We start from the raw sequence: 21,754 nt of genomic DNA, 5'->3' as shown, positions 1-21,754 counted from the left end.
GATTAACCGTTTGCTGCTATTTTTTATTTCAACCATAACAATTCCCCAACATTTAAACTTATGAAAAAAATACTTTTACTAGCATGTGTTGCTTTTGCCTCACTAACTGCAACAGCTCAAAAAGCGGATGTTAAAACGCAAGACGTTAAAGCTACTTTTGAGCAACCAGAGATTCTAAAAAACACTAAAACGTATAGCTACACCATTCAAGATGATGGAAAATACTGGAATTATACTGCTACTGAAGCAAATCCAACAATAGCATCCAATACAGAAGGCATAAACCTAAGTGGGTTAGAGCGTGTTACTGAAAATGCAGACTTACAGGTAATTGTTGGTTTTTCTGGTAACCAATTAAAATCTAGTCCAGGATTAATTGTTTTACAAGGCACATACAATATCATGGTGTTAAATAAAGAAAACAAACTACTCTTGAACATTAAAGAAACTGTAGAAAAGAATGTATCCGCAGCAAAAAGCGAATACAGTATAGTAAACAAAAATGCAAGAAACATAACAAAAGCACTTATTGTTACAGAACACGTGCAGGATTTACTTAAAGAATATGAGCATCTATTCTCAGGTAGTGCGGACCTAAAAGTACCATTTGGATTGTTTAAAAAAACAAAGGATGGTGTTGCAGAAAGTTTTAACACGTCTTCTAAACCTTTAATAGATGCCATTGTTACTAACAGTAACGATACGGAAGCACTAGATAAAGCTATTGCTTTTTGGACCGCTCAATTAAATGTTGATTTTGGGAAAAAAGTTAAAGACAAGATAAAAAATCGCGTTATTTACGCCAATTTAACTTCTGCAAGTTTATTAAAAAAAGACATAAACGCTGCTAAAACCTATTTTGAATTAGTTAAAGAAAACACTGGATTCTTTGATACTTGGACTTCAAGTTACAAAACGATATTTAGTCGTTTTGAGAGCTCTAATTCATTAGAAAATTCAGACAACTTAGTAACTGTTGCTGTAACACCAAATAGTGCATATTTAATTACACTACCTGCAGGAAAATACACTTACAAATCTAAAGACCCAATAAACTATTCTAAAATAGAGATTCAAAATTTTGTTCCAAATGTTAAGTCTGGTATTGCATCTTTAGACTCTAAAATAAAGCCAGAAATTTACATTTACGAAAATGATGTAAAAACACTTCGTCATTTTGGAGACGGAAATAACACTATTATTACTAATGATGGTGAAGAAATAATCTTTAAAGTTTACAAAGGAGAATATAAGCCTTGCGTCAAACAAGCGGATGGTTCTTATAAAATGTATAACAGTAATATTGTTATAGAATAGTCATAAAACTAATTTTAAATTAAAGAGTCGCTCTAAATCAGAGCGACTTTTTTAATACATTATTTTTCTTCTTAAAGAAGACTTAAAAAGCAATCTTTAGTTTGGTAGTAATAATCAATTACTCTAGTTTTGCACTCGTAAATGAACAAAATAATCACTAAATATTTATCCTTATTAGCACTCTTGCTATTGACAGGACTAACTAACGCACATGCAGATACTGCAATTGATGCGGACTATGCTTTAGCTGGTAATCATGAAAATAAAGCTTCAGTAGATGCCAACTTAGGTACTATATCTAATTTTACAATTCAACAAAACGAAACAGCAGAATGGTTTTTCGATTATACCGAAGCCGAAGAAGCAGAAAACGAAGAAACCGTTAGTAGCACGACTATTAACTCTTTTAGTAGTTATATTTCAAAACTGTTTCATACTCAATTATTAAGTGATTTATCTTCTAAACTTCAAAAAGAAGCTAACAGTTTCACCTATATCGTTTGTCAACCTTCGACAAAACTTCATGTTAGATTAGAAGTCTTTATAATCTGATTTTTTCTTTCTATTATAGACTAATTTTTATTGGTTTATTACATATTTCAAAAAAAATAATATAACACAAACAGCCTGTCTTGTGCCGTATTGGCAATGACTTGCTGCAATCACATTTTATTTTACCAATTTATTTTAAATAAAAAATTATGAAAAAAATCTTCATTTTCATGGGTTTATTCGCATGTCTAATTCATACAAGCTGCGAAACTAAAAAAGAAGAAAAGAAAGAACACGTTGCTTTTCTTGTTACCAATCCTATTAAAAAAGACACCACTATAACTAAAGATTATGTTAGTCAAATACATTCTATTAGACATATCGAATTAAGAGCCTTAGAAAGAGGTTATCTAAAAAGCATCTCTGTAGACGAAGGGCAACATGTTAAAAAGGGACAAGCCATGTTCCAAATAATGCCAAATATTTATCAAGCTGAATTACAGAAGGCTAAAGCCGAATCTGACGCTGCCAAAATTGAGTTTCAAAACACGAAATTATTGGCGGATGGTAATGTCGTTTCTCAAAACGAATTAGCCATGGCAAATGCTAATTTAGATAAAGCTAATGCTGAAGTAACTTTAGCACAAACACATTTAGGTTTTACTAGAATTACAGCGCCTTTTGATGGTATCATGGACCATTTAGAAGCAAGAGAAGGGAGCCTTTTAGATGAAGGCGAATTACTTACAACATTGTCTGATAATAGTCAAATGTGGGTCTATTTTAATGTCCCTGAAGCAGAATACCTAGACTATATTACTAGCGCCGATAAAGACACTAAAAAAGAAGTTGGCTTACTAATGGCTAACAACAAACAATTCAACCAAAAAGGAATTGTTGAAACTATTGAAGGAGAGTTTAACAGCGAAACAGGAAATATTGCTTTTAGAGCCACGTTTCCAAATCCGGATGGAATCCTAAGACATGGCGAAACAGGTAGCGTATTAATGGCAGTACCTTTTAAAGACGTTATTATTATTCCTCAAAAAGCAACGTTTCAAGTCTTAGATAAAACCTATGTTTTTATTGTAGATCAAGACCATATCGTAAAACAAAAAGAAATTACTATTGGTGCAGAGTTACCACATCTATTTATTGTTAGTAAAGGACTATCTGAAAACGATACTATCTTACTAGAAGGTATCAGAATGGTTAAAAACAATGAAGAAATAGAAACCAAATTTTTAGAACCAAACAAAGTAATGTCTGAGTTAGACTTATACGCTGAATAATTTTAGAATTTAATCTACAAAAGACATGTTTAAACAATTTATAAAAAGACCCGTTTTGGCTATTGTCATTTCGGTTATCATTCTATTTATAGGGGGACTTGCCATCAAGCAACTTCCTATATCTCAGTTCCCACAAATAGCACCAACAACGGTAAATATCTTTATCGCTTATCCTGGTTCTAGTTCTGAAGTATTAGTTAATTCGACATTAATCCCATTAGAAACAGCCATTAATGGTGTACAAGATATGCGCTATATCGCGTCTGATGCAACCAGTGCCGGAGAAGCAACCATTCGTGTTATTTTTGAACCAGGCACAGATCCAAACGAAGCTGTTGTCCGAGTAAAAACACGTGTGGATCAAGTAATGCCACTATTACCAGAATTGGTACAACGTGAAGGCGTTATTATATCCCCAGTCCAACCTAGTATGTTAATGTACGTTAACCTATCTAGCACAGATAAAAATAATGATGAAAAGTTTTTATATAACTATGCTTACACTAAGGTTATACCAGAAATACAACGTATTAAAGGGATTGCAAGCGCTCAAATTTTAGGAAGCAGAAAATACGCCATGAGAGTTTGGCTAAAACCAGACCGTATGCGTGCGTATAATATTTCTGCAGAAGAAGTATTAGAAGCCATGGAGGAGCAAAGTATTTTAGCTAGACCTGGACGACTAGGACGTAGTTCTGGTATGACTGCACAATCTTTAGAATATGTACTAACTTATGAAGACCGCTATAACGAACCTGAACAATACGAAGAGATTATAATCCGTGCCAATAAAGAAGGAGAAATCATTCAATTAAAAGATATTGCAGAGGTTAATCTAGGAAGTGAGTTTTTTGATATCTACTCCAACTTAGACGGAAAACCTTCCGCGTCAATAGTATTAAAACAAACGTTTGGAAGTAACGGTAGCGATGTAATAGATGCTGTAAAAGTAAAATTAGCAGAATTAGAAGTAGAACTACCACCGGATGTAGACTTTCAAATTAGTTATGATGTGTCTAACTTTTTAGATGCGTCTATAGAACAAGTATTACACACCCTTAGAGATGCTTTTATCTTAGTTGCTATTGTAGTATTTCTATTTTTAGGGGATTGGCGTTCTACATTAATCCCGATTATAGCCGTACCCGTATCTTTAATTGGAGCCTTTTTTGTAATGCAATTATTTGGATTGTCCATCAACTTAATAACATTGTTTGCATTAGTACTAGCTATTGGTATTGTCGTCGATAATGCTATTGTCGTCGTGGAAGCCGTCCATGTTAAAATGGAAGAAGAACATCTCACCCCCTACAAAGCATCGTATGAAGTGTTAGGTGAAATTGGAGGGGCTATTGTCGCAATTACTTTGGTGATGGTTTCTGTTTTTATTCCTATTTCATTTATGACGGGGCCTGTAGGTGTTTTCTATCGTCAATTCTCTATTACTATGGCTGGTGCTATTGTTATTTCAGCAATTGTTGCATTAACACTAACACCTGTATTATGTGCCATGTTACTTAAAAACAACCATGGAAAAACTAAAAAATCACCAATAGATAAATTTATCAACTGGTTTAATAATGGTTTTGAAAAACTAACAGGTAGGTATGTCAAAATACTTAATAAAATTGTAGCAAGACGCGTAATAACCTTTGGAATATTAGCTGCTTTTTGTGCCGGTATTTATTTTACCAACAAAGTATTACCAGCAGGATTTATACCTAATGAGGATCAAGGTATGATTTACGCTATTATTCAGACACCGCCAGGTGCAACGTTAGAACGCACAAACGAAGTCGCTAAAAAACTTCAGAAAATATGTGAAGAAACAGAAGGTGTCGAATCAGTATCCTCTTTAGCCGGTTACGAAATCATGACGGAGGGTCGTGGATCTAATGCCGGAACCTGTTTAATTAATCTTAAATCTTGGTCAGATCGTGAGCATACCGTGCACGAAATCATGGAAGAACTAGAAGAAGAGACTAAAGATTTAGGTGCGGTTATCGAATATTTTGAACCACCTGCTGTTCCTGGATTTGGATCTTCTGGAGGGTTTGCCATGCGTCTATTAGACAAAACGAATTCAACGGATTATCATCATTTTGAAGAGATTAACAACAACTTTATAGAAGCTCTATCTAAACGTAAAGAGCTTACAGGTTTGTTTACCTTTTTCTCTGCAAATTACCCACAATATCAATTAAAAATAAACAACAAGATTGCTATGCAAAAAGGGGTAACCATTAGCAAAGCAATGGAAAATTTGAATATTTTAATTGGTAGTACTTACGAGCAAGGTTTTATTCGTTTTGGTAGATTCTTTAAGGTTTACACACAAGCAGGACCAGAATATAGACGCTTACCATCCGATCTTGAAAAGCTTTTTGTTAAAAATGAAGAAGGAGAAATGGTACCATATTCTGCATTTATGACTATCACTAAAAAACTAGGACCTAATGAGATTACAAGATATAATCTTTACAACTCAGCATCCATTAGAGGCTTACCAGCTTCAGGATTTACAAGTGGAGATGCAATTAATGCCATTAAGGAAGTTGCTGCTAAAGAACTTCCTAGAGGTTATGATATTGCTTGGGAAGGACTGTCTTATGACGAAGCAAGTAGAGGTAACGAATCCACTTATATTTTTATAGTAGTACTAATATTTGTGTACTTTGTTTTAGCCGCACAATACGAGAGTTTTTTATTACCATTTGCAGTAATATTATCACTACCTGTGGGTGTTTTCGGGTCATTCTTCCTGTTAAAGTCAATGGGGTTAGCTAACGATGTTTATGCACAAATTGGAGTTATCATGCTGGTCGGATTACTTGGTAAAAACGCAGTACTAATTGTCGAATTTGCAGTACAAAAACAACGTGAAGGTGCTACAATTCTGGAGGCAGCTATTGAAGGTTCTAGAGCCAGATTTAGACCTATTTTAATGACGTCCTTTGCCTTTATCGCTGGATTAATTCCGCTAATAGTAGCATCCGGAGCAGGTGCTATTGCCAATAAAACCATTGGTAGTTCTGCTTTAGGAGGAATGCTTATTGGAACCCTTGGTGGTGTTTTAATTATCCCTGGCTTATACTACATTTTTGCTAAAATGGCTGAAGGAAAAAGTCTTATTAAAGATGAGTCTCATGAGCCATTATCTGAAGAATTTATTAGAAATAGTGAATCTGCTGGTAAACAAACAAAAGAAAATACCGAACAAATAAGCAAATTGAAAAGTCTATTTAAAAAACTAAGCAAAAGAAACAAAGATGAATAATTTTAAAAAACATATAAAGATCAGAAAACGTTTCGTAATAGGTGTTTTAACAATACTATCCTTGTATTCTTGTGCACCTACCAGAATTGTTAGAGCAGAAAACAAGACCGTTCCTAAGCAGTATAAAAGTCAGTCAGAAGACACGACAAATACTGCCAATATGCAATGGAAAGATTTTTTCAAAGACCCTAATTTAGTCGCGTTAATAGATAGCGCTTTGGTTAATAATCAGGAGCTAAACATTATGTTACAGCAAGTGGATATAGCTAAAAACGAAATAAAAGCTAAAAAAGGAGAATACCTCCCTTTTGTTGGTGTTTATGCTGGAGCTGAAGTTGAAAAAGTTGGTGAATACACTAGGAGTGGTGCAGTAGAAAAACACTTAAATATCCGTGAAGGTGAAGAATTCCCGGAGCCTTTAACTAATTTTTCAATCGGGCTTTCTGCCTCTTGGGAACTTGATGTTTGGAAAAAACTTCGCAATGGTAAAAAAGCAGCAGTTTTAGAATATCTAGCGACTATTGAAGGTCAACATTTTATGGTAACGCAACTGGTTACAGAAATTGCAAGCTCGTATTATGAGCTTATGGCTTTAGATAATCAATTAGAAATTATTGAAGAAAACTTAGAGATCCAGCAACAAGCTTTAAAAATGGTGAAACTTCAAAAAGAGGCAGCTAGAGCTACTTTATTAGCTGTAAGACGTTTTGAAGCGGATGTTTATAAAAACCAAAGCAGCAAGTTTAAAATTCAGCAAAAAATAGTTGAGACAGAAAATTTAATTAACTTTTTAGTTGGACGTTACCCACAAACAATAACTAGAAGTTCTAGCAATTTTATTACAAAAACGGTTGATAGTATATCTGCAGGGATTCCAGCTCAACTTTTAGCTAATCGTACAGATATTAGACAAGCAGAGTACGAGTTGTCTGCCACTAAACTAAACGTGAGTGTTGCAAAAGCTAATTTTTATCCTTCTATCGGTCTTAAAGCTGGTGTAGGATTAGAAGCTTTTAAACCTAAATTTTTGACAAGCACACCTGAATCTTTACTTTACAATTTAGTGGGCGATATTGTAGCGCCATTAATTAACAGAAATGCGATAAAGGCAGAATATAAAAATGCAACTGACCAACAATTGCAAGCTCTTTTTGAATATGAAAAAACCATTTTAAATGCGTTTATTGAAGTTACAAATCAGTTGTCTAATGTGGATAATCTTAAAAAAAGCTACCAGCTTAAAGAAGATCAAGTGCAAGCACTTACAGAATCTATAGACTTATCGCTTAGGTTATTTAGATCTGCTAGAGCAGAATACACAGAAGTGTTGCTAACCCAAAGAGAAGCTTTAGATTCTAAAATTGAAATTATAGAAACTAAAAGGGACCAGTTATTAGCTAACGTAAAACTATATCAGGCTTTAGGTGGCGGTTGGAATTAAATTGTCATGTTTTTTTTAAATTTAAAAACCGCTCAAGTAATTGAGCGGTTTTTTTATATTATTTTTGTGTTATGCTGACAGTTAAAAATCTTACCTTTTCTTATAATAAAACACCTGTTTTAAAAGACCTTTCTTTTACTGCTAAACAAGGTGAAAACGTAGCCATTATCGGAGAAAGTGGCTCAGGAAAAAGCACACTATTAAATCTTATTTTTGGCGAATCCGACTTAAATCAAGGTCAAATTTTTTGGAAGGATGAACAAGTTTTGGGACCAAAATATAATTTAGTTGTAGGTTACGACTTTATGAAATACGTAAGTCAAGAATTTGACTTAATGCCTTTTATAACCGTTGAAGAAAACATTGGTAAACACCTTTCTAATTTTTTTCCAGAAGAAAAAAAAGAACGTACTGCAGAGTTACTAGAAGTTGTAGAACTTACTGAACTTGCTAAAACAAAAGTAAAAACCTTAAGTGGTGGTCAAAAACAGCGTGTAGCATTAGCACGTGCATTGGCAAAACAGCCAGAAATTATTTTATTAGACGAGCCTTTTAGTCATATTGATAACTTCCAAAAACAATCACTTAGACGTAATGTCTTTAGATATTTAAAAGATAAAAACATTACATGTGTTGTTGCAACACATGACAGAGAAGATGTTTTAGGTTTTGCAGACAGAATGATTGTTTTGTACGACAACAAAATTGTTGTTAATGATAGTCCAGAAAATTTATTCAAAAATCCAGAAGCACCATTAATAGCTTCGTTTTTTGGCGAGTTTAATATTATTGGTGATGCTATAATATACGCACATCAATTAAAAATGGTAACCAATTCTGAGCTTAAAGCTACAGTAATACACGCTTATTTTAAAGGACACTATTACTTAATTGAAGCCTTATTAGATGATGATGTTGTGTTTTTTGAGAGTAAAACAAACTTAGAAAAAAATACTACTCAGTATTTAGAAATCACAAGATAGCATAACCACTAAAAGCACCATGATGTGTCAACGAAAAAGAGACATCTAACAAGTCACTGTTATGCTGTAGTTTAGGCACACCAATATTGTTTTTAATAATAGTTACTTCATCTAAATTCAACGTTTTTAAAAAGCTCCTTTTTAGGCATTTGCTCTGTGCGCCATAGTCTTGACTATGATCTAAAAACCATTCACTTTTATAACTTTTATCAGACGCTATTAACGCAATAGAATAAATAAAATCTTCAGTAATTATAGACTCTATAAAATAACGATTGTCTTCAATAATCACCTCTCCTTTTAAATTAGAAAGTAAAGTACATTCCAAACGTTTTGGATTAAAAAACCGTGTCCCAAACTGTTGTACATTTACTTTATACGCAGCTTCTTTCATGCTCCAAAGTAGCCAAACCATTTGGTCTTGATCTTTAGCAGACCAAATTAATCGCTGCTCTCTTGGCGTAAAAATTTTATCTAAAAAACGTGGACGTTTCCAATTACTATCTTTAGCAGCTTGTTTTAAATCGACAATATCATTGCCTATCATTTTGCTGCTAATTTTTCGTTTACAATATCCATTGCTGCTTTTACAGACGTCATTTTTTCCATGTCGTCGTTTTCTATTCTAATATCAAATTCGTCTTCTACATCCAGAATAACATCTACTAAATTTGCTGAATTTATTTTAAGATCATTTATAAAATCAGTCGCTTCAGATAAATTATTAAAAGCGTCTTCGTTTTGAATATACGGTTGTACAATAGTTTTTAGTTTCGCGATAAGTTCTTCTTTAGTCATAGTGTGATTTTTCTGTTTTCTATTTCAGCGTAAGCGTAAATATATTTTTAAATATCTCTTTTTTTTAGCACTTCGACAAGCTCAGTGTGACATTTATAATCACAATTGGCAATATCCAAGGTTATAATATTTATTACTCTTCGACAAGCTCACTTTGACATCTATATACACAATTGGCAATATCGAAATTAAAATGTTTATTACAATCACAAATATGAAAAACCAATGTCAGTCTGAGATTGTCGAAGATCCTATTTATATTTTTTAAAAATCACACAACCATTAACATCACCAAAACCAAAACTGGCTTTTGCTGCAATATTAAGGCTTGTATTAATAGTCTGTTTTACAATTTTTTCTTCAGAAATTAGTGCAGATATTTTAGGGTGCACGTCCTCGCAATTAATATTAGGAAACACAAATTGATGTTTTAACTGCAATACAGTAGCTACACTTTCTATACTACCCGAAGCTGCCAAACAATGACCAACCATCGCTTTTAAAGAGTTTATATACGGAAAACCCGTTCCGCTTCTACCTAATGCTTTTGTCCAATTTTCGATTTCCAAACTGTCTTTTGAAGTCGCTGTTAAATGCCCATTTATAGTGTCAATATCTTCGGCTAAAATGCCCGAATCTTTAACCGCATCTTGTATGCAACGTTGCACAGCTTTAGCATTTGGAGCGGTCATTGTCCCTCCATCACGTTGTCCTCCAGAGTTTATATTTCCGCCTAAAATTTCAGCATAAATAGTCGCCTTTCTTTTTAAAGCACTTTCTAAAGACTCTAAAACTAAAGCGCCTGCTCCTGCGCCTGGCACAAAACCACTTGCTGTTTCACTCATTGGTCTAGAGCCTTCTTTTGGAGTTTCATTATGCTTATATGTCATCACTCGCATAGCATCAAATCCTCCCCAAATATAGGGTCCGTCGTCACTACAACTACCAACCAACATGCGTTTTGCTTGTCCGTTTTTAATACGTTCATAACCCATTAAAATAGCTTCTGTACCTGTGGTACATGCAGATGAGTTTGTAGTTACTTGGTTACCTAAGCCCAAAATTCCGCCTAAAAAAGCACTAATTCCACTAGCCATAGTCTGTACCACAACTGTACTTCCTAATCGCTTTACCTGCTTGTCATCCAACTTATAAATAGCCTCTCTAAACTTGTCTACTCCTGAGGTTCCTGTCCCAAAAACAGTACCCGAATCAAAGTCTAAATCATTGTCAGGATCAACTTCAAAACCAGCATCTTTCCAAGCATCCATTCCTGCAATACAACCATATAAAATACCAGAACTATTAAAGCCTCTTAGTTGTAAGGGTGTTAAGTATTCTAACTTTTTTTCTTCGGAAATATTAGGAATTCCACCAATACAACACGAAAAATTTAAATCTGCTAATTGTTGATGAAAAGTAATTCCGGATACACCATTTTTTATAGCCTTAGTAAATGCGTCGACACCTACTCCATTTGGTGCAACGACTCCTAAACCTGTTATTACGACTCTGTTTTTCATACTTTATTAATTAAAATACACCTCGACAAACTCAGTTTGATCTATCGTTTACAATTGGTATTATTCTGCTTTCAGCATTCCTGAAATCTGTCCTCTACAAACCAATTCATTTTTCTGATTAAACATTTTTACTTTACATTTCAATTTATTGAAACGAAAGACTTCTTTTTCTGAAACCACAATCACTGTTTCGCCTGGAAAAACAGGTAAAAAGAAATCTACTTGACTTGACGTTAAAGCTATTTGAGGTTTATTATCTTCTGAAATTTCATCCTTCAACATATAAATACCCAAACATACTACACCTATTTGCGCCATACATTCCGTTAAGATCACGCCTGGCGTAATTGGATTGTCTTTAAAATGTCCTTTGTAGAAATACTCGTCCTTTTTAAAAGTATAACTTCCCGTTACGCCTTCATTAGAAATCGTGTTTAATTCATCCACAAATAGAAATGGCTCTTGATATGGTAATAGTAATATGATTTTTTCTTTTGTCATTTTTAACTAATATGTTCGCCTCCATCAACAGGAATCACACAACCATTGATCCAGCTAGCTTCATCTTTAGATAACAAATACACTGCATTTGCAACATCTTCCGGTAATGTTAATCTGTTAAATGGATTACGCAATAAACTGTGTTCTTTAATTTTATCACTTCCAGGAATCATACGTAAAGACGCTGTATCTGTTACTCCTGCTTGGATGCAATTGGCTCTAATACCATAAGGCGCAAACTCTAAAGCAATATTTCTAGTAATGGCTTCTAATGTTACTTTTGCTGCAGAAACTGCTGCGTAATTTTTCCATGCTTTTGTATTGCCTTCACTTGTAAAACTTATGATTCTTGAATCTTCTGCGAATAATTCTGCTTCAAAAATAGCTTTAGTCCAATCAAACAAGCTAATAGCCATAGCGTTTATTGTTAAATTGAAATCGTCAGTTTTAAGTGTTGGTTTTTGGTCATCCAACATTGGTTTTAAATTCCCTTTAGCAACGCTGTGTACTAATGTTCTTATTTTTCCTTCTGAGCCTAAAATTACTTTTAATTCAGAAATAATTTGCGTTCTTTTTTCTTGCTTAAAAGCATCAACATTTAACGATTTAAACTGTACTCCTTCTGCTTTTATTATATCAAAATTGCTGTTAATTTCGGCTTCCTGAGTTCTTGAATTTCTGTGAATAATACAAATATTCATACCATGTTTAGCTAGCTTTTTTGCTGTAGCTAAACCCAATCCGCTTGAACCTCCTAAAATGAGTGCCCAATAGTTTTTATGCTGAAAATCTTTTGTCATAACTAATAAATTTTGTTTCTCAGACACTTCGACTGCGCTCAGTGTGACGTTAAATTTTAAAATATTTTGATAACATTAAAAAGCTTCGACAAATTGAGCATGACATAGCAATTACCATTTGCCTTTATAATTACCATTCTAATAATATACGTTGTGCTGAAAAACCAGGTCCAAAACTCAACATTAATCCTCTATCGCCTTTTGGTAATGGTCTATCCATAAAGCGTTCTAAAACATACAAAACAGTTGCGCTACTCATGTTTCCGTAAAGTCGCAAGACTTCTTTTGTGTCGTCTATATTCTTCCCTAAGGATCCAAATAAATCTTCTACAGTTTGCACTATTTTTTTCCCTCCTGGATGAAAAATAAGATGATCAATATCTTCAATTGTAATGTTATTGCGTTCTAAAAACGGATGGACAATCATAGGGAAATGTTCTGAAATGGTTTCAGGAACAGCCTTATCTAAAATCATTTGTAACCCTGTGTTTACCAATTTAAAACCCATCATGGTTGTGGCATCATAAAAATGATACATGGCTTCATCTACTATTTTTGGTCCTACTTCATCTTCATAAGACGATAAAATAACACTTGCTGCACCATCACCAAAAATGGCAGCACTTACTATGTTAACCATTGAAAAATCATCTAGCTGAAACGTTGCTGTTGGCGACTCAACCGCAATGACAGCTGCCCGTTTATTAGGGTTTGCTTTTAGGAAATTCTTGGCGTAAATAATACCTGAAACACCTGCTGCACATCCCATTTCCGTAACAGGTAACCTAACAATATCATGCCTCATCTTTAGATTATTTATCAAATAAGCATCTACAGAAGGAATCATAATACCTGTACAACTTACTGTAATAATATAATCGATATCGGTTGGTTTTAGCGCTGCTTTATCTAATGCTTTTACCAAAGATTGCTCTGCTAATTTTACTACTTCACGAGCGTAAATATCATTTTTTTCTTGAAAAGATGTATTTGTAAAAACTTCTTCTGCATCCATTATAGAGTAGCGCTTGTCCACTCCTGCGCCTTCAAAAAGTTTGATTACTTTACGCTGAAAACGGTCGTCTTGACCAGTCATCCAAAGTTTTAAAAAAGGAATAATATCCTTAGTTTTTCTAGTGTACTTTGGAAGTTGTTTGGCTACTGCTGTTATTTTTACGCTCATATTATTATTGCTTCAAAATCCATTGAAAACGAAACGCCCACTTCCATTGGATTTGATAATTTGCATTTATTTGTTTTGAAATAGTTGTCAACTCTTCCCTTTTGAATCCTCTTAAAACAGAGGTTAGTCCATCTTCTACTATTGTTTTGTTCTTGATAGTTGTACATAAAAGTTTAAACAGGTAATAAGCTAATTTATGTCTGTGTAAATCATTAACCACTATACCTAATTTTGCTTTTTGCAACACAGGTTTTAAAAACGAAACCAATTGATCTTCTTTAAAATGATGCAAAAATAAAGTGGTTAATACTAAGTCGTACTCTAAGTTATTGAACTGATCTGAAAATATATCTATTGCTTCAAAACTTACGTTATCGTATTTTTGCGATAATGAATTAGCGTAATTAACTGTATGAGGGTTTGCATCAATCCCTATTAGTTTAAAATTATAGTCGTTTTTCTTTCCAAAAAGTGATATTTCTCTTAATATATCTCCCCCTCCACACCCCAAATCAATGATGGTTACAGCTTCTGATTTACTATGGTTTTTAAGTGCTTTTTTTAAGCCATTAATAGTCACAATATTTCCGCCTAACCATTGATTAATTTTGGCTAATTTATCTAATGCATCATGAAGTATTGGACCATTATAATCCAAATCGTCCATTATTTCTTCTGCTTCACTTCTATATTTTGTATTTACTAAAACACTCATTTAATTGTCATTGTTTTACCATGTGTACGCTTAATAATTTGTGGCAAAATACTTGGTATTGTTTTTACGATACGTATTAAAACCTCAGCCAATTTGTTGTAACTAAATAGTTTTGCTACAATATGACCTGTTGTTAATCGCGATTTAAACTCGGTATTCCATTCTCTAAGATACTGTTTTTCTAATCCTTCTCTGTCCTTTATTGCACCATTAAAAAATTGAATAATTAATAGTGATGCCATTTGTGCACTGCGTATTGCCATGCTCATTCCGTTACCACATAAAGGGTGAATCATTCCTGCAGTATCGCCACACATTAACATATGGTTTTCTATGGGGTTTTTGGTTTCGAAAGAAATCTGACTAATAGTTAAAGGCGTTTCAAAAACTGAAGTTGTGTTTTCAAATACTGATTTTAAAGCGGTATTTTTATAAAGCACTTTCCGCTGAAATTCGTCAATATCTTTATACTTTTTAAAAGCCTCAAAATTGGTGATGTAGCATACATTTATACTATCGTCTTCTACTTTTGAGATACCACAATAACCGCCTTCAAAATTATGAAGTGCTACTAAATTGCTAGGAAAAACGCCTTTTAAATGTGTTTTAACTGCTAAAAATGGTGATTTGTTTTTAATGAAATTACGATTGAGCTTAACATCCAAATTAGCACGTTTGCCATAAGCACCAATCACTATTTTTGAAGTATACTTATTTGTTTTAGTTTCAACCGAAAACACATCATTAGCAAACGTTACATTTTCTACTGTATCTTGAGTAATGGTCGCCTGATTTGCTAATGCAACTTTTGCCAATTGGTTATCTAAACAATAGCGACTAATACCAAAACCACCAAGAGGCAAATTGGCTTTTACAAGCTTGTTTTTAGGTGTAGATAGTTCAAATTTATCAATCCTTTTTGCGCCTAGTTTAAAAACGTCTACTCCCAGAAAGTTTAAATAAGGTAAGACTTCGTTAGAAATATACTCGCCACAAACCTTATGTTTTGGATACTCGTTTTTTTCGATAACCAAAACACTATGCTTATTTTTTGATAAATGGATAGCACTACTAAGACCTGCTAATCCTCCACCAATAATAATAACATCAAAATTTGAGGGAATTATATTCAACTTTTTTCTAATTCAATTTTACTAAAGATACCTCGAAAATTGTTGACTTAGACGTTAGTTAACATTTGTTATTGAAAAATTTTGTGCCCTAAAAACAATATCATCGCCAATTGTTTTACCTAAAAGCAATTGTGCAATAGGCGTATTGGCTGCAATTGCATAAAATTTTTGAGTGTCAACCTCTAGCTCTCCAGCACTTATAGCAATGTAATAATTGGATTTTGTGGTATAAACAACACTACCTAAGCCAATAATTTTAGAGGTCTTTTCTGTACTTATTTTGACTAATAACTGGTTTACTTTTTGGATTTGAGCTAATTGATGTCCTGCTTTTTCGCGTTCTAATTGCACCATAGCTCGCCCAGTCTCATGCTTATCACCAGCACTACTTTTAGTCTCAGAGGTTAAGGATTCTTGTAATTCTGAAATTGTTTTATTTATGGTATCCAGCCTATTTTTTGTAAACAAAGCGCAACTATCATGCAATGCTTGTTTAATCTTTACTGTGCTATTCATCCTCCGTTTTATAATTTAAAGTACCATAAAAATTCATCTGTGTCATTATCCAACTTTTTCTAGATGCTATATAATTAGTCACCGGATTTGCTTTATATTTTCTCGGGTTGGGTAATATTGCTGCTATAGCAGAGGCTTCTAATTTTGATAATTTTGAAGCTGGTTTTTTAAACCAATATTGAGCTGCCGACTCTGCGCCATATATACCGTTGCCCATTTCTATACTATTTAAGTAGACTTCCATAATACGTTCTTTATCCCAAATGGTCTCTATTAAAAACGTAAAATAAACTTCTAAACCTTTACGTAACCAACTACGCTGTGGCCATAAAAATACATTTTTTGCTGTTTGCTGACTTATGGTACTTCCGCCTTTAACACGTTTTCCTTTTTTATTGTTTTCGTACGCTTTTTCAATTGCATTTAAGTCAAACCCTGTATGTTTTAAAAAACTTTGATCTTCGCTACAAATAACTGCTAACTGCAAATTTTTGGATATGTTTTCTATTGGCTCCCAATCGTGATTCAATAATTTTGGACTGTCTTTTTCAAAATATCTAATAACCATTAAAGGTGTTATTGGTACCGGTACCCATTTGTAAAACACAACTATCCCAACTGTTATAATAACAAACCAAACGAGTATTTTAGCAATAAACCTGAAAATATTATGCATGCTTTTATTCTATAAGATTGGCTAATTCTTCTCCAATCAAACTACCTATCGCTACTCCCATACCACCAAGACGTACGCCACAAAACACATTATTACTAAGTTGCTTTACTATTGGTTTTTTTTGACTACCCACGCCCATAATTCCGCTCCAGCGATGTTCTACTTCAAAAGGCGTGTTTGGTAAGATAGTTGTTTTTAAAAGTGATTCTAATGTATTTTGAATTAAGTCCGTTTGGGTTAACACTGTAGTTTCTTCGCCTTTAAAATCTAGATTACGGCCACCTCCAAATAGTATTCTACTATCGATGTTTCGGAAATAATAATACCCTTCATCCAAATGAAACGTACCTTTAATATGAAGGTTTTTTATAGGCTTTGTAATTAACACTTGCGCTCTTGCTGGTTTAACTTCCGGAATATTTAAAACTGAAGCGAAGCCATTTGTAGCTATTAATAATTTTGAAGTCGAAAAACTAAATTGATTCGTTTCAACTTTAACAGCATTTGCTTCTTCTGAAAAATTAGACACCGAAACATTATTAAGTATTTTAATACCTTTTAAGAGCGCTTTTTGCAATAAAGCCTCCATCATGCGCCCCGTATCTATTTGTCCTTCATATTGATTAAAACAGTATTGATTCTTGATGTTATTAAAACCAAAGGTGTTGTCTTTTAAACTAAATACGTTGTCTCCAAAAACAGGTTTCAATAAATTATTAACCAACGTTTTTTGTTCTAAGCAGGTTTCAAATAAATCACCGCTAGTATTAAACAATTCGTAGCCTCCTAGTTGTTGGTAATCTATGGTTTTGTCGCCAAGATTGTCTCTTAATTTTTGTAATCCGTTTACGCGTTTTTGCACCAAATCTAAAACCTCTTGTTCTGTATGTGTTTTAAGATCGTCTACAATTTCTGACAAGCTTCCAAAACAAGCAAAACCTGCATTTTTTGTGCTTGCTCCTTGCGGTAAAGTTCCTTTTTCTAAAATTAAAATATTAGCTTTTGGAAAGCGTTTTTTTAATTGCAGCGCGCAATTTAAACCTACAATACCACTACCAACAATAGTATAATCTACGTTGGTTAGCCATGATTTTATTTCCCAATAACTTAATGTCATTTTAGTAAGGTACTAAATTTGTTTATTCTTTCTGATTAATAAAAAACTGAGCAAGCGCATTAATGTCTTTATTTTTTAAATTGACTTCACCACTTACATCGATTGTTTCCTCGTGATTACTAATTCCATTAAGCTTTAAAGTTAACAGTTTATCCATATAATTAGACGCTATTGGAAAGTGATTTTGCTCCTGTAGTTTTTTAAAATCAACAGTTAATGCCAAAACCTTTAATGGTTCTATTTTTTTGGTTTCAAAAACACGAGTATCACCTGTGCTTAAAAGCAAACCATTAGTTGTACTGTCTACATTAAATTGATATAAAGGAAATAAGTCTTTACTAATCCTATTAGTGTTTATAATACCTACCTGTTTTAAATACTTATATAGTTTTGTCCCTTGAGTAGACATTTGAATATTAATTTCTGGCACTTCTTTTTCTACAGCAGTTTGTGTTGCTACTTTTTCAAAATCATCATTAAATTGATATGTAATTACCGAATCTATTTGTGTCGTTTTTCTTGCTAATTCTACACCTAAATACCCTTTAAAATAAGCACTTAAACTATCTGTTTGCACCGTAAAATCTTTATGTTTAAAAGACACAAAATTAACCGTTGACACTGCATTTAAATCAAGTGTAATACTAGCATCACTAGAAAATTTGCTTGCAATAATTACTTTGGGCACATCTAAATATTCTGGTAAAATAAAGTTGCCATTTATTAACAATTGTCCTGATTTAAAATCTAAATTTAAGTTATTATTTTTAGTGATATAATTAACATGCGCAGTCGCTGCTTTAAGCTTTGACCATTTCTGATCTGATTGATCCAATGTAATACCATTATTAAGAAGGTCTTCAAACACAAGGTTAACATCCTCTTGATTTTGACTAAACACAACAACACATTGCTTAGCATTAAAACCAATTTGCATTTTTTTGTCTTTTGTAAATGCAGTTGTAATAGTTTGGGATGATTTAAAATTTTTAAACTGAAATTTAGAAGTAATAAAGTTTTTAAATGCTGAAGAATCTGAAATTTTAAACGACGTAAAAACAGTTGTTTTTGAGTAATTATTTAGAGTATACAAAAATAGGTTTGCAGGAACAGAAACGCCTTTATCATCAGATTTTTTATCATCCTCAGACTCTTTTTTTGAATCTTTTTTTAAATAATACGACGGGTTTTTAATCGCATTAAAAGCAATAGATTGAAAGATCCCATCTACTCTAACTTTTACAATTTGATTGGCATTTTTATGTATCACATCTTTATAGGACGTATAATCACGATACATTAAAACACCTTTAAAAATTAAGAGCAGCACACTAATACTAATGGCTGCTCTTTTTAATATTTTTTTAAACTTCATTGCCTATTACTTTGCAAATTTATCGATAATAGTAAAAATGTACTTTAATGCATTTTTTTCTGATCCAGGAACACCAACTACCATCTTAGTCTCAACGGTATTACCTTTTATTTTTGAAGCCGTCATATAAGCATCCTCAGACGTATTTAAAAACCACTCTAACTTTCCGCTTCCGTCAAGCCCCATTTCTTCAATTGGTAATTGAGAAGCCAACTGCTCTGCGCTTACAAATAATGAAGTGCTATTATCTAACATCCTTTTTTTATGTTTAGAAGATAACTTAGCATCAAAAGTACCCGTTGTTATTTTTCTCATTTCAGCTTTTGATGTTCCTAAAAATACAATACCATCCTTAATTACAAAGTGCAATGATAATGGGCTTTTTGGAATTACAAAAGAGTAATAACCATTATCAAAAGTCACCATCTCTTTATTTACAGCATACTTTATTAACTTAGTAAACATGCTAGAATCTTCAGTAGATGCCATTAATAAAAAGTCCGGAATTGTTTCTGTTTTAGTTTTTTCAACTTCAATATATTCGTAATCATCATTATACTCATACGTCGTATACGTTACTTCTTGTTTAGAGATACCAGATAATAAAAATAATAAATCACCATTTAACACCTCCCCAACTGCTGCTTCATCCAATAATAAAGAAAACATATCAAGTCCTAAAACAGCTTCTTCTCCATAATACGGTATGTTTTTATAAATAGACTTTAAAATTATAGGATACTCTTCTAATGTTGCTTTTGTATCCATAGCATAACTCATGTAACCAATCATTCTATCTTCGTTAACATAGTCTAAAAACTTTTTATTAAGCTTTCTAGAGGTCATTTTCTTATAGCTCTCCGCCATTTGATCAGACATTCTGTAACTAGTACTAAGCTCCATTCTGTCGTTTTCAAGTAATAACTTTGCACTTAAACCATTGTTAGCATACATCTGACCTAAATCAAATCCGGCTAACTCGCTAAAATACAAACCCCCTAAAACATTAGAATACAACTGGCCAAAATCGTGTACCCACAATGTTGCTTCTGCATTGTCATCTAAACTTTTTAAGTAAGATTTATTTTTTAAGATCGAGCGATTAGGTGCTTGTTTTAAAATTTGTATTGCCTTTAATGTAGCCCAATTTTCAGATAATTCTCGCTTTATTTTGTTATTTGCATCATACACATCGTAATAACTATAGTTGTCATCGTTATCGTTGTAATCTTCCGTAGACTCAATAACTGTTTCTTCTATTTCCTCTTCTTCATATACTTCTTCAGACACTTCTGTAGACTCTATTACTGTTTCCTCTACTTCCTCTTCATATACTTCTGTTGATTCCACAATCGTTTCTTCTTCATCGTATGCTTCCGCAGATTCAGATTTAAGACCATAACGCGCCATTACGGTTTTATCTTGAAAAAAATAATTATTCATTGATGCGTCCACGACAACTAAAGCTGAAGCATCCCAAAAGATTGCGCTTTCGTTTTGTCCCTGAATTGTTCTAACACCGTTTTGACTAATTATTTCTTTTTTACCTTGCGACAATACTAAGGCTTCAAATTTATTTACGTCCTTCATAGGGACAATAAAAGCGTTATAATTTATACTATCATTTGCTTGAAAAAAGTAATGCGAAGACGCTCCTAAATTAAAACCAAAGTCCTCTAAAGATTTAAAGTCGCTGTTTTTTCTAGACATTTCTTTTAACATTTCAATACCTACAAAAGAGTTATTAATCTCTTCCATAGACATTAATTGCAGTAGATTTTTTCCTTTAATAGTCGCTACAATAGAAGCATCACTAGGTATTTTAGATATTGTGTTTTGTGCTACTGCAACTACCGAAAGGCAAAGCATGATTAGGCATGATAATTTTTTCATTACTATATTGGTTGTTAGTTTAAGGATTATTTTTTTAATAAAATTTGAGTACTAAAATCACCTGTACCATTGATTACATCCATAGCACTTACACGTTGCATGACTGCTTTTTTTGATTTAGAAATTTTAGCTTTTTGGTTGTTTTGAGAAGTAACTTCGTTCTCAAATCTATAAATTACAGTGTAAGAGGCATCATCAAACACTTTTTTGTTTTCTGTGTTAAGCTTATTATATGCTTTTGTAACGTCTTCGGAATGTGTATACTTTCTTTTAAACACACTACTATTATCATCAAATGCATACGATGATTTTATAGCTTTATTTTTTTGATTACTAGAAATCTGATTAGAAATCTTATTAATGTTTTGCACCGAATTAAAGTCACATTGTATTGAAAACACAAAATTATCATAATCGGCAGTTTTCTTGATATTAGAGATGCCCTCAGCTTTAGTTAGTTCTGAAACAATATCTTCTAACCCTTTTTGAATATCTGCTCTAGAAGGCACTTTATATCCATTTATAGAGTCTAACAACATTATAGATGCTAACTTCGATTTGCTTTTACTTAAGTTAAGCGTATAGGTCATTGTACCTGTACCATCTGATTTAAGATCTATTTCTTCAATAATCTCAAAACAAGACGTTATAGATAAAAAGCTAATTATTAAAATACAGAATTTAAAATAGTTACGCATTTTCAAGGCTATTGTTTAAGTAAT

The 21,754-nt window shown here is 32.9% G+C and carries 20 protein-coding genes; 6 read left to right on the top strand and 14 right to left on the bottom strand.

Translation table 11 applies throughout. From position 1 onward, the window contains the following. The first annotated feature begins 60 nt into the window (after window positions 1–60). The 6 genes from ACZ2G2_RS06230 to ACZ2G2_RS06205 all read left to right on the top strand — a co-directional run bounded on the left by ACZ2G2_RS06230 (window position 61) and on the right by ACZ2G2_RS06205 (window position 8,802). Window positions 61–1,317 (top strand): hypothetical protein, encoded by a 1,257-nt coding sequence (locus ACZ2G2_RS06230; protein ID WP_470394552.1) that lies wholly within the window; start codon window positions 61–63, stop codon window positions 1,315–1,317. A gap of 141 nt (window positions 1,318–1,458) precedes the next feature. Continuing rightward, on the top strand, window positions 1,459–1,869 hold the full coding sequence (locus ACZ2G2_RS06225; RefSeq protein WP_470394550.1) for a hypothetical protein: 411 nt from the start codon (window positions 1,459–1,461) through the stop codon (window positions 1,867–1,869). Between the two features lie 149 nt (window positions 1,870–2,018). Further along, a complete protein-coding gene (locus ACZ2G2_RS06220) occupies window positions 2,019–3,101 on the top strand; it encodes an efflux RND transporter periplasmic adaptor subunit (RefSeq protein ID WP_090836943.1) in 1,083 nt (360 codons plus the stop codon). Between the two features lie 25 nt (window positions 3,102–3,126). Continuing rightward, complete coding sequence (locus ACZ2G2_RS06215) at window positions 3,127–6,378, top strand: efflux RND transporter permease subunit (protein WP_090836944.1); 3,252 nt, start codon at window positions 3,127–3,129, stop codon at window positions 6,376–6,378. Next, window positions 6,371–7,819, top strand: coding sequence for a TolC family protein (locus tag ACZ2G2_RS06210; protein ID WP_470394548.1), 1,449 nt, complete (start codon window positions 6,371–6,373; stop codon window positions 7,817–7,819). Before ACZ2G2_RS06215 ends, ACZ2G2_RS06210 begins: the two co-directional genes overlap by 8 nt. Before the next feature lie 71 nt (window positions 7,820–7,890). Beyond that, window positions 7,891–8,802, top strand: coding sequence for an ABC transporter ATP-binding protein (locus tag ACZ2G2_RS06205; protein WP_282069631.1), 912 nt, complete (start codon window positions 7,891–7,893; stop codon window positions 8,800–8,802). Here the strand turns inward: ACZ2G2_RS06205 and ACZ2G2_RS06200 are convergent. The 14 genes from ACZ2G2_RS06200 to ACZ2G2_RS06135 all read right to left on the bottom strand — a co-directional run bounded on the left by ACZ2G2_RS06200 (window position 8,792) and on the right by ACZ2G2_RS06135 (window position 21,730). After that, a complete protein-coding gene (locus ACZ2G2_RS06200; protein ID WP_470394547.1) occupies window positions 8,792–9,349 on the bottom strand; it encodes a 4'-phosphopantetheinyl transferase family protein in 558 nt (185 codons plus the stop codon). The two genes, ACZ2G2_RS06205 and ACZ2G2_RS06200, sit on opposite strands and share 11 nt — an antisense overlap. Then, complete coding sequence (locus ACZ2G2_RS06195) at window positions 9,346–9,600, bottom strand: acyl carrier protein (RefSeq protein WP_218700878.1); 255 nt, start codon at window positions 9,598–9,600, stop codon at window positions 9,346–9,348. Before ACZ2G2_RS06195 ends, ACZ2G2_RS06200 begins: the two co-directional genes overlap by 4 nt. Before the next feature lie 251 nt (window positions 9,601–9,851). Further along, on the bottom strand, window positions 9,852–11,123 hold the full coding sequence (locus ACZ2G2_RS06190; protein WP_470394546.1) for a beta-ketoacyl-[acyl-carrier-protein] synthase family protein: 1,272 nt from the start codon (window positions 11,121–11,123) through the stop codon (window positions 9,852–9,854). A gap of 60 nt (window positions 11,124–11,183) precedes the next feature. Further along, a complete protein-coding gene (locus ACZ2G2_RS06185) occupies window positions 11,184–11,624 on the bottom strand; it encodes a 3-hydroxyacyl-ACP dehydratase FabZ family protein (protein WP_470394545.1) in 441 nt (146 codons plus the stop codon). 2 nt (window positions 11,625–11,626) lie between these two features. Continuing rightward, entirely contained in the window at window positions 11,627–12,424 is a 798-nt protein-coding gene (locus ACZ2G2_RS06180; protein WP_470394544.1) for an SDR family oxidoreductase, read from the bottom strand. 130 nt (window positions 12,425–12,554) lie between these two features. Further along, window positions 12,555–13,607: a type III polyketide synthase gene (locus ACZ2G2_RS06175; RefSeq protein WP_470394543.1), complete on the bottom strand. Its 1,053-nt coding sequence runs from the start codon at window positions 13,605–13,607 to the stop codon at window positions 12,555–12,557. A 4-nt stretch (window positions 13,608–13,611) separates the two neighbouring features. Next, window positions 13,612–14,322: a methyltransferase domain-containing protein gene (locus tag ACZ2G2_RS06170; protein ID WP_470394542.1), complete on the bottom strand. Its 711-nt coding sequence runs from the start codon at window positions 14,320–14,322 to the stop codon at window positions 13,612–13,614. After that, a complete protein-coding gene (locus tag ACZ2G2_RS06165) occupies window positions 14,319–15,455 on the bottom strand; it encodes an NAD(P)/FAD-dependent oxidoreductase (RefSeq protein WP_470394541.1) in 1,137 nt (378 codons plus the stop codon). The genes ACZ2G2_RS06170 and ACZ2G2_RS06165 overlap by 4 nt, the downstream gene beginning before the upstream one ends. Window positions 15,456–15,509: 54 nt before the next feature. After that, on the bottom strand, window positions 15,510–15,971 hold the full coding sequence (locus tag ACZ2G2_RS06160; protein WP_282069625.1) for a GreA/GreB family elongation factor: 462 nt from the start codon (window positions 15,969–15,971) through the stop codon (window positions 15,510–15,512). Next, the gene (mtgA, locus tag ACZ2G2_RS06155) at window positions 15,964–16,647 is read right to left on the bottom strand and encodes a monofunctional biosynthetic peptidoglycan transglycosylase (protein WP_101202204.1); all 684 of its coding nucleotides are present in this window, start codon (window positions 16,645–16,647) and stop codon (window positions 15,964–15,966) included. Before mtgA ends, ACZ2G2_RS06160 begins: the two co-directional genes overlap by 8 nt. 4 nt (window positions 16,648–16,651) lie before the next feature. After that, the gene (locus ACZ2G2_RS06150; RefSeq protein ID WP_470394540.1) at window positions 16,652–17,764 is read right to left on the bottom strand and encodes an NAD(P)/FAD-dependent oxidoreductase; all 1,113 of its coding nucleotides are present in this window, start codon (window positions 17,762–17,764) and stop codon (window positions 16,652–16,654) included. Window positions 17,765–17,786: 22 nt separating this feature from the next. Next, window positions 17,787–19,139: a hypothetical protein gene (locus tag ACZ2G2_RS06145; RefSeq protein ID WP_470394539.1), complete on the bottom strand. Its 1,353-nt coding sequence runs from the start codon at window positions 19,137–19,139 to the stop codon at window positions 17,787–17,789. A gap of 6 nt (window positions 19,140–19,145) precedes the next feature. Next, on the bottom strand, window positions 19,146–21,032 hold the full coding sequence (locus tag ACZ2G2_RS06140) for a hypothetical protein (protein ID WP_470394538.1): 1,887 nt from the start codon (window positions 21,030–21,032) through the stop codon (window positions 19,146–19,148). 26 nt (window positions 21,033–21,058) lie between these two features. Then, the gene (locus ACZ2G2_RS06135) at window positions 21,059–21,730 is read right to left on the bottom strand and encodes a hypothetical protein (protein ID WP_470394537.1); all 672 of its coding nucleotides are present in this window, start codon (window positions 21,728–21,730) and stop codon (window positions 21,059–21,061) included. Window positions 21,731–21,754: the final 24 nt, after the last annotated feature.

It is taken from the genome of Olleya sp. KKT75, from assembly GCF_055635485.1.
The sequence above is the reverse complement of the archived record's forward strand: the minus strand, read 5'-3'. Positions and strand labels throughout refer to the sequence as shown.

Excerpts from the sequence above, each read along its gene's own strand:
- ACZ2G2_RS06195 (WP_218700878.1), bottom strand. The coding sequence starts at position 9,600 with ATGACTAAAGAAGAACTTATCGCGAAACTAAAAACTATTGTACAACCG.
- ACZ2G2_RS06200 (WP_470394547.1), bottom strand. The coding sequence starts at position 9,349 with ATGATAGGCAATGATATTGTCGATTTAAAACAAGCTGCTAAAGATAGT.
- ACZ2G2_RS06220 (WP_090836943.1), top strand. The coding sequence starts at position 2,019 with ATGAAAAAAATCTTCATTTTCATGGGTTTATTCGCATGTCTAATTCAT.
- ACZ2G2_RS06225 (WP_470394550.1), top strand. The coding sequence starts at position 1,459 with ATGAACAAAATAATCACTAAATATTTATCCTTATTAGCACTCTTGCTA.
- ACZ2G2_RS06180 (WP_470394544.1), bottom strand. The coding sequence starts at position 12,424 with ATGACAAAAGATTTTCAGCATAAAAACTATTGGGCACTCATTTTAGGA.
- ACZ2G2_RS06145 (WP_470394539.1), bottom strand. The coding sequence starts at position 19,139 with ATGAAGTTTAAAAAAATATTAAAAAGAGCAGCCATTAGTATTAGTGTG.
- ACZ2G2_RS06175 (WP_470394543.1), bottom strand. The coding sequence starts at position 13,607 with ATGAGCGTAAAAATAACAGCAGTAGCCAAACAACTTCCAAAGTACACT.
- mtgA (WP_101202204.1), bottom strand. The coding sequence starts at position 16,647 with ATGCATAATATTTTCAGGTTTATTGCTAAAATACTCGTTTGGTTTGTT.
- ACZ2G2_RS06205 (WP_282069631.1), top strand. The coding sequence starts at position 7,891 with ATGCTGACAGTTAAAAATCTTACCTTTTCTTATAATAAAACACCTGTT.
- ACZ2G2_RS06190 (WP_470394546.1), bottom strand. The coding sequence starts at position 11,123 with ATGAAAAACAGAGTCGTAATAACAGGTTTAGGAGTCGTTGCACCAAAT.
- ACZ2G2_RS06150 (WP_470394540.1), bottom strand. The coding sequence starts at position 17,764 with ATGACATTAAGTTATTGGGAAATAAAATCATGGCTAACCAACGTAGAT.
- ACZ2G2_RS06135 (WP_470394537.1), bottom strand. The coding sequence starts at position 21,730 with ATGCGTAACTATTTTAAATTCTGTATTTTAATAATTAGCTTTTTATCT.
- ACZ2G2_RS06170 (WP_470394542.1), bottom strand. The coding sequence starts at position 14,322 with ATGAGTGTTTTAGTAAATACAAAATATAGAAGTGAAGCAGAAGAAATA.
- ACZ2G2_RS06140 (WP_470394538.1), bottom strand. The coding sequence starts at position 21,032 with ATGAAAAAATTATCATGCCTAATCATGCTTTGCCTTTCGGTAGTTGCA.
- ACZ2G2_RS06230 (WP_470394552.1), top strand. The coding sequence starts at position 61 with ATGAAAAAAATACTTTTACTAGCATGTGTTGCTTTTGCCTCACTAACT.
- ACZ2G2_RS06210 (WP_470394548.1), top strand. The coding sequence starts at position 6,371 with ATGAATAATTTTAAAAAACATATAAAGATCAGAAAACGTTTCGTAATA.
- ACZ2G2_RS06185 (WP_470394545.1), bottom strand. The coding sequence starts at position 11,624 with ATGACAAAAGAAAAAATCATATTACTATTACCATATCAAGAGCCATTT.
- ACZ2G2_RS06215 (WP_090836944.1), top strand. The coding sequence starts at position 3,127 with ATGTTTAAACAATTTATAAAAAGACCCGTTTTGGCTATTGTCATTTCG.
- ACZ2G2_RS06160 (WP_282069625.1), bottom strand. The coding sequence starts at position 15,971 with ATGAATAGCACAGTAAAGATTAAACAAGCATTGCATGATAGTTGCGCT.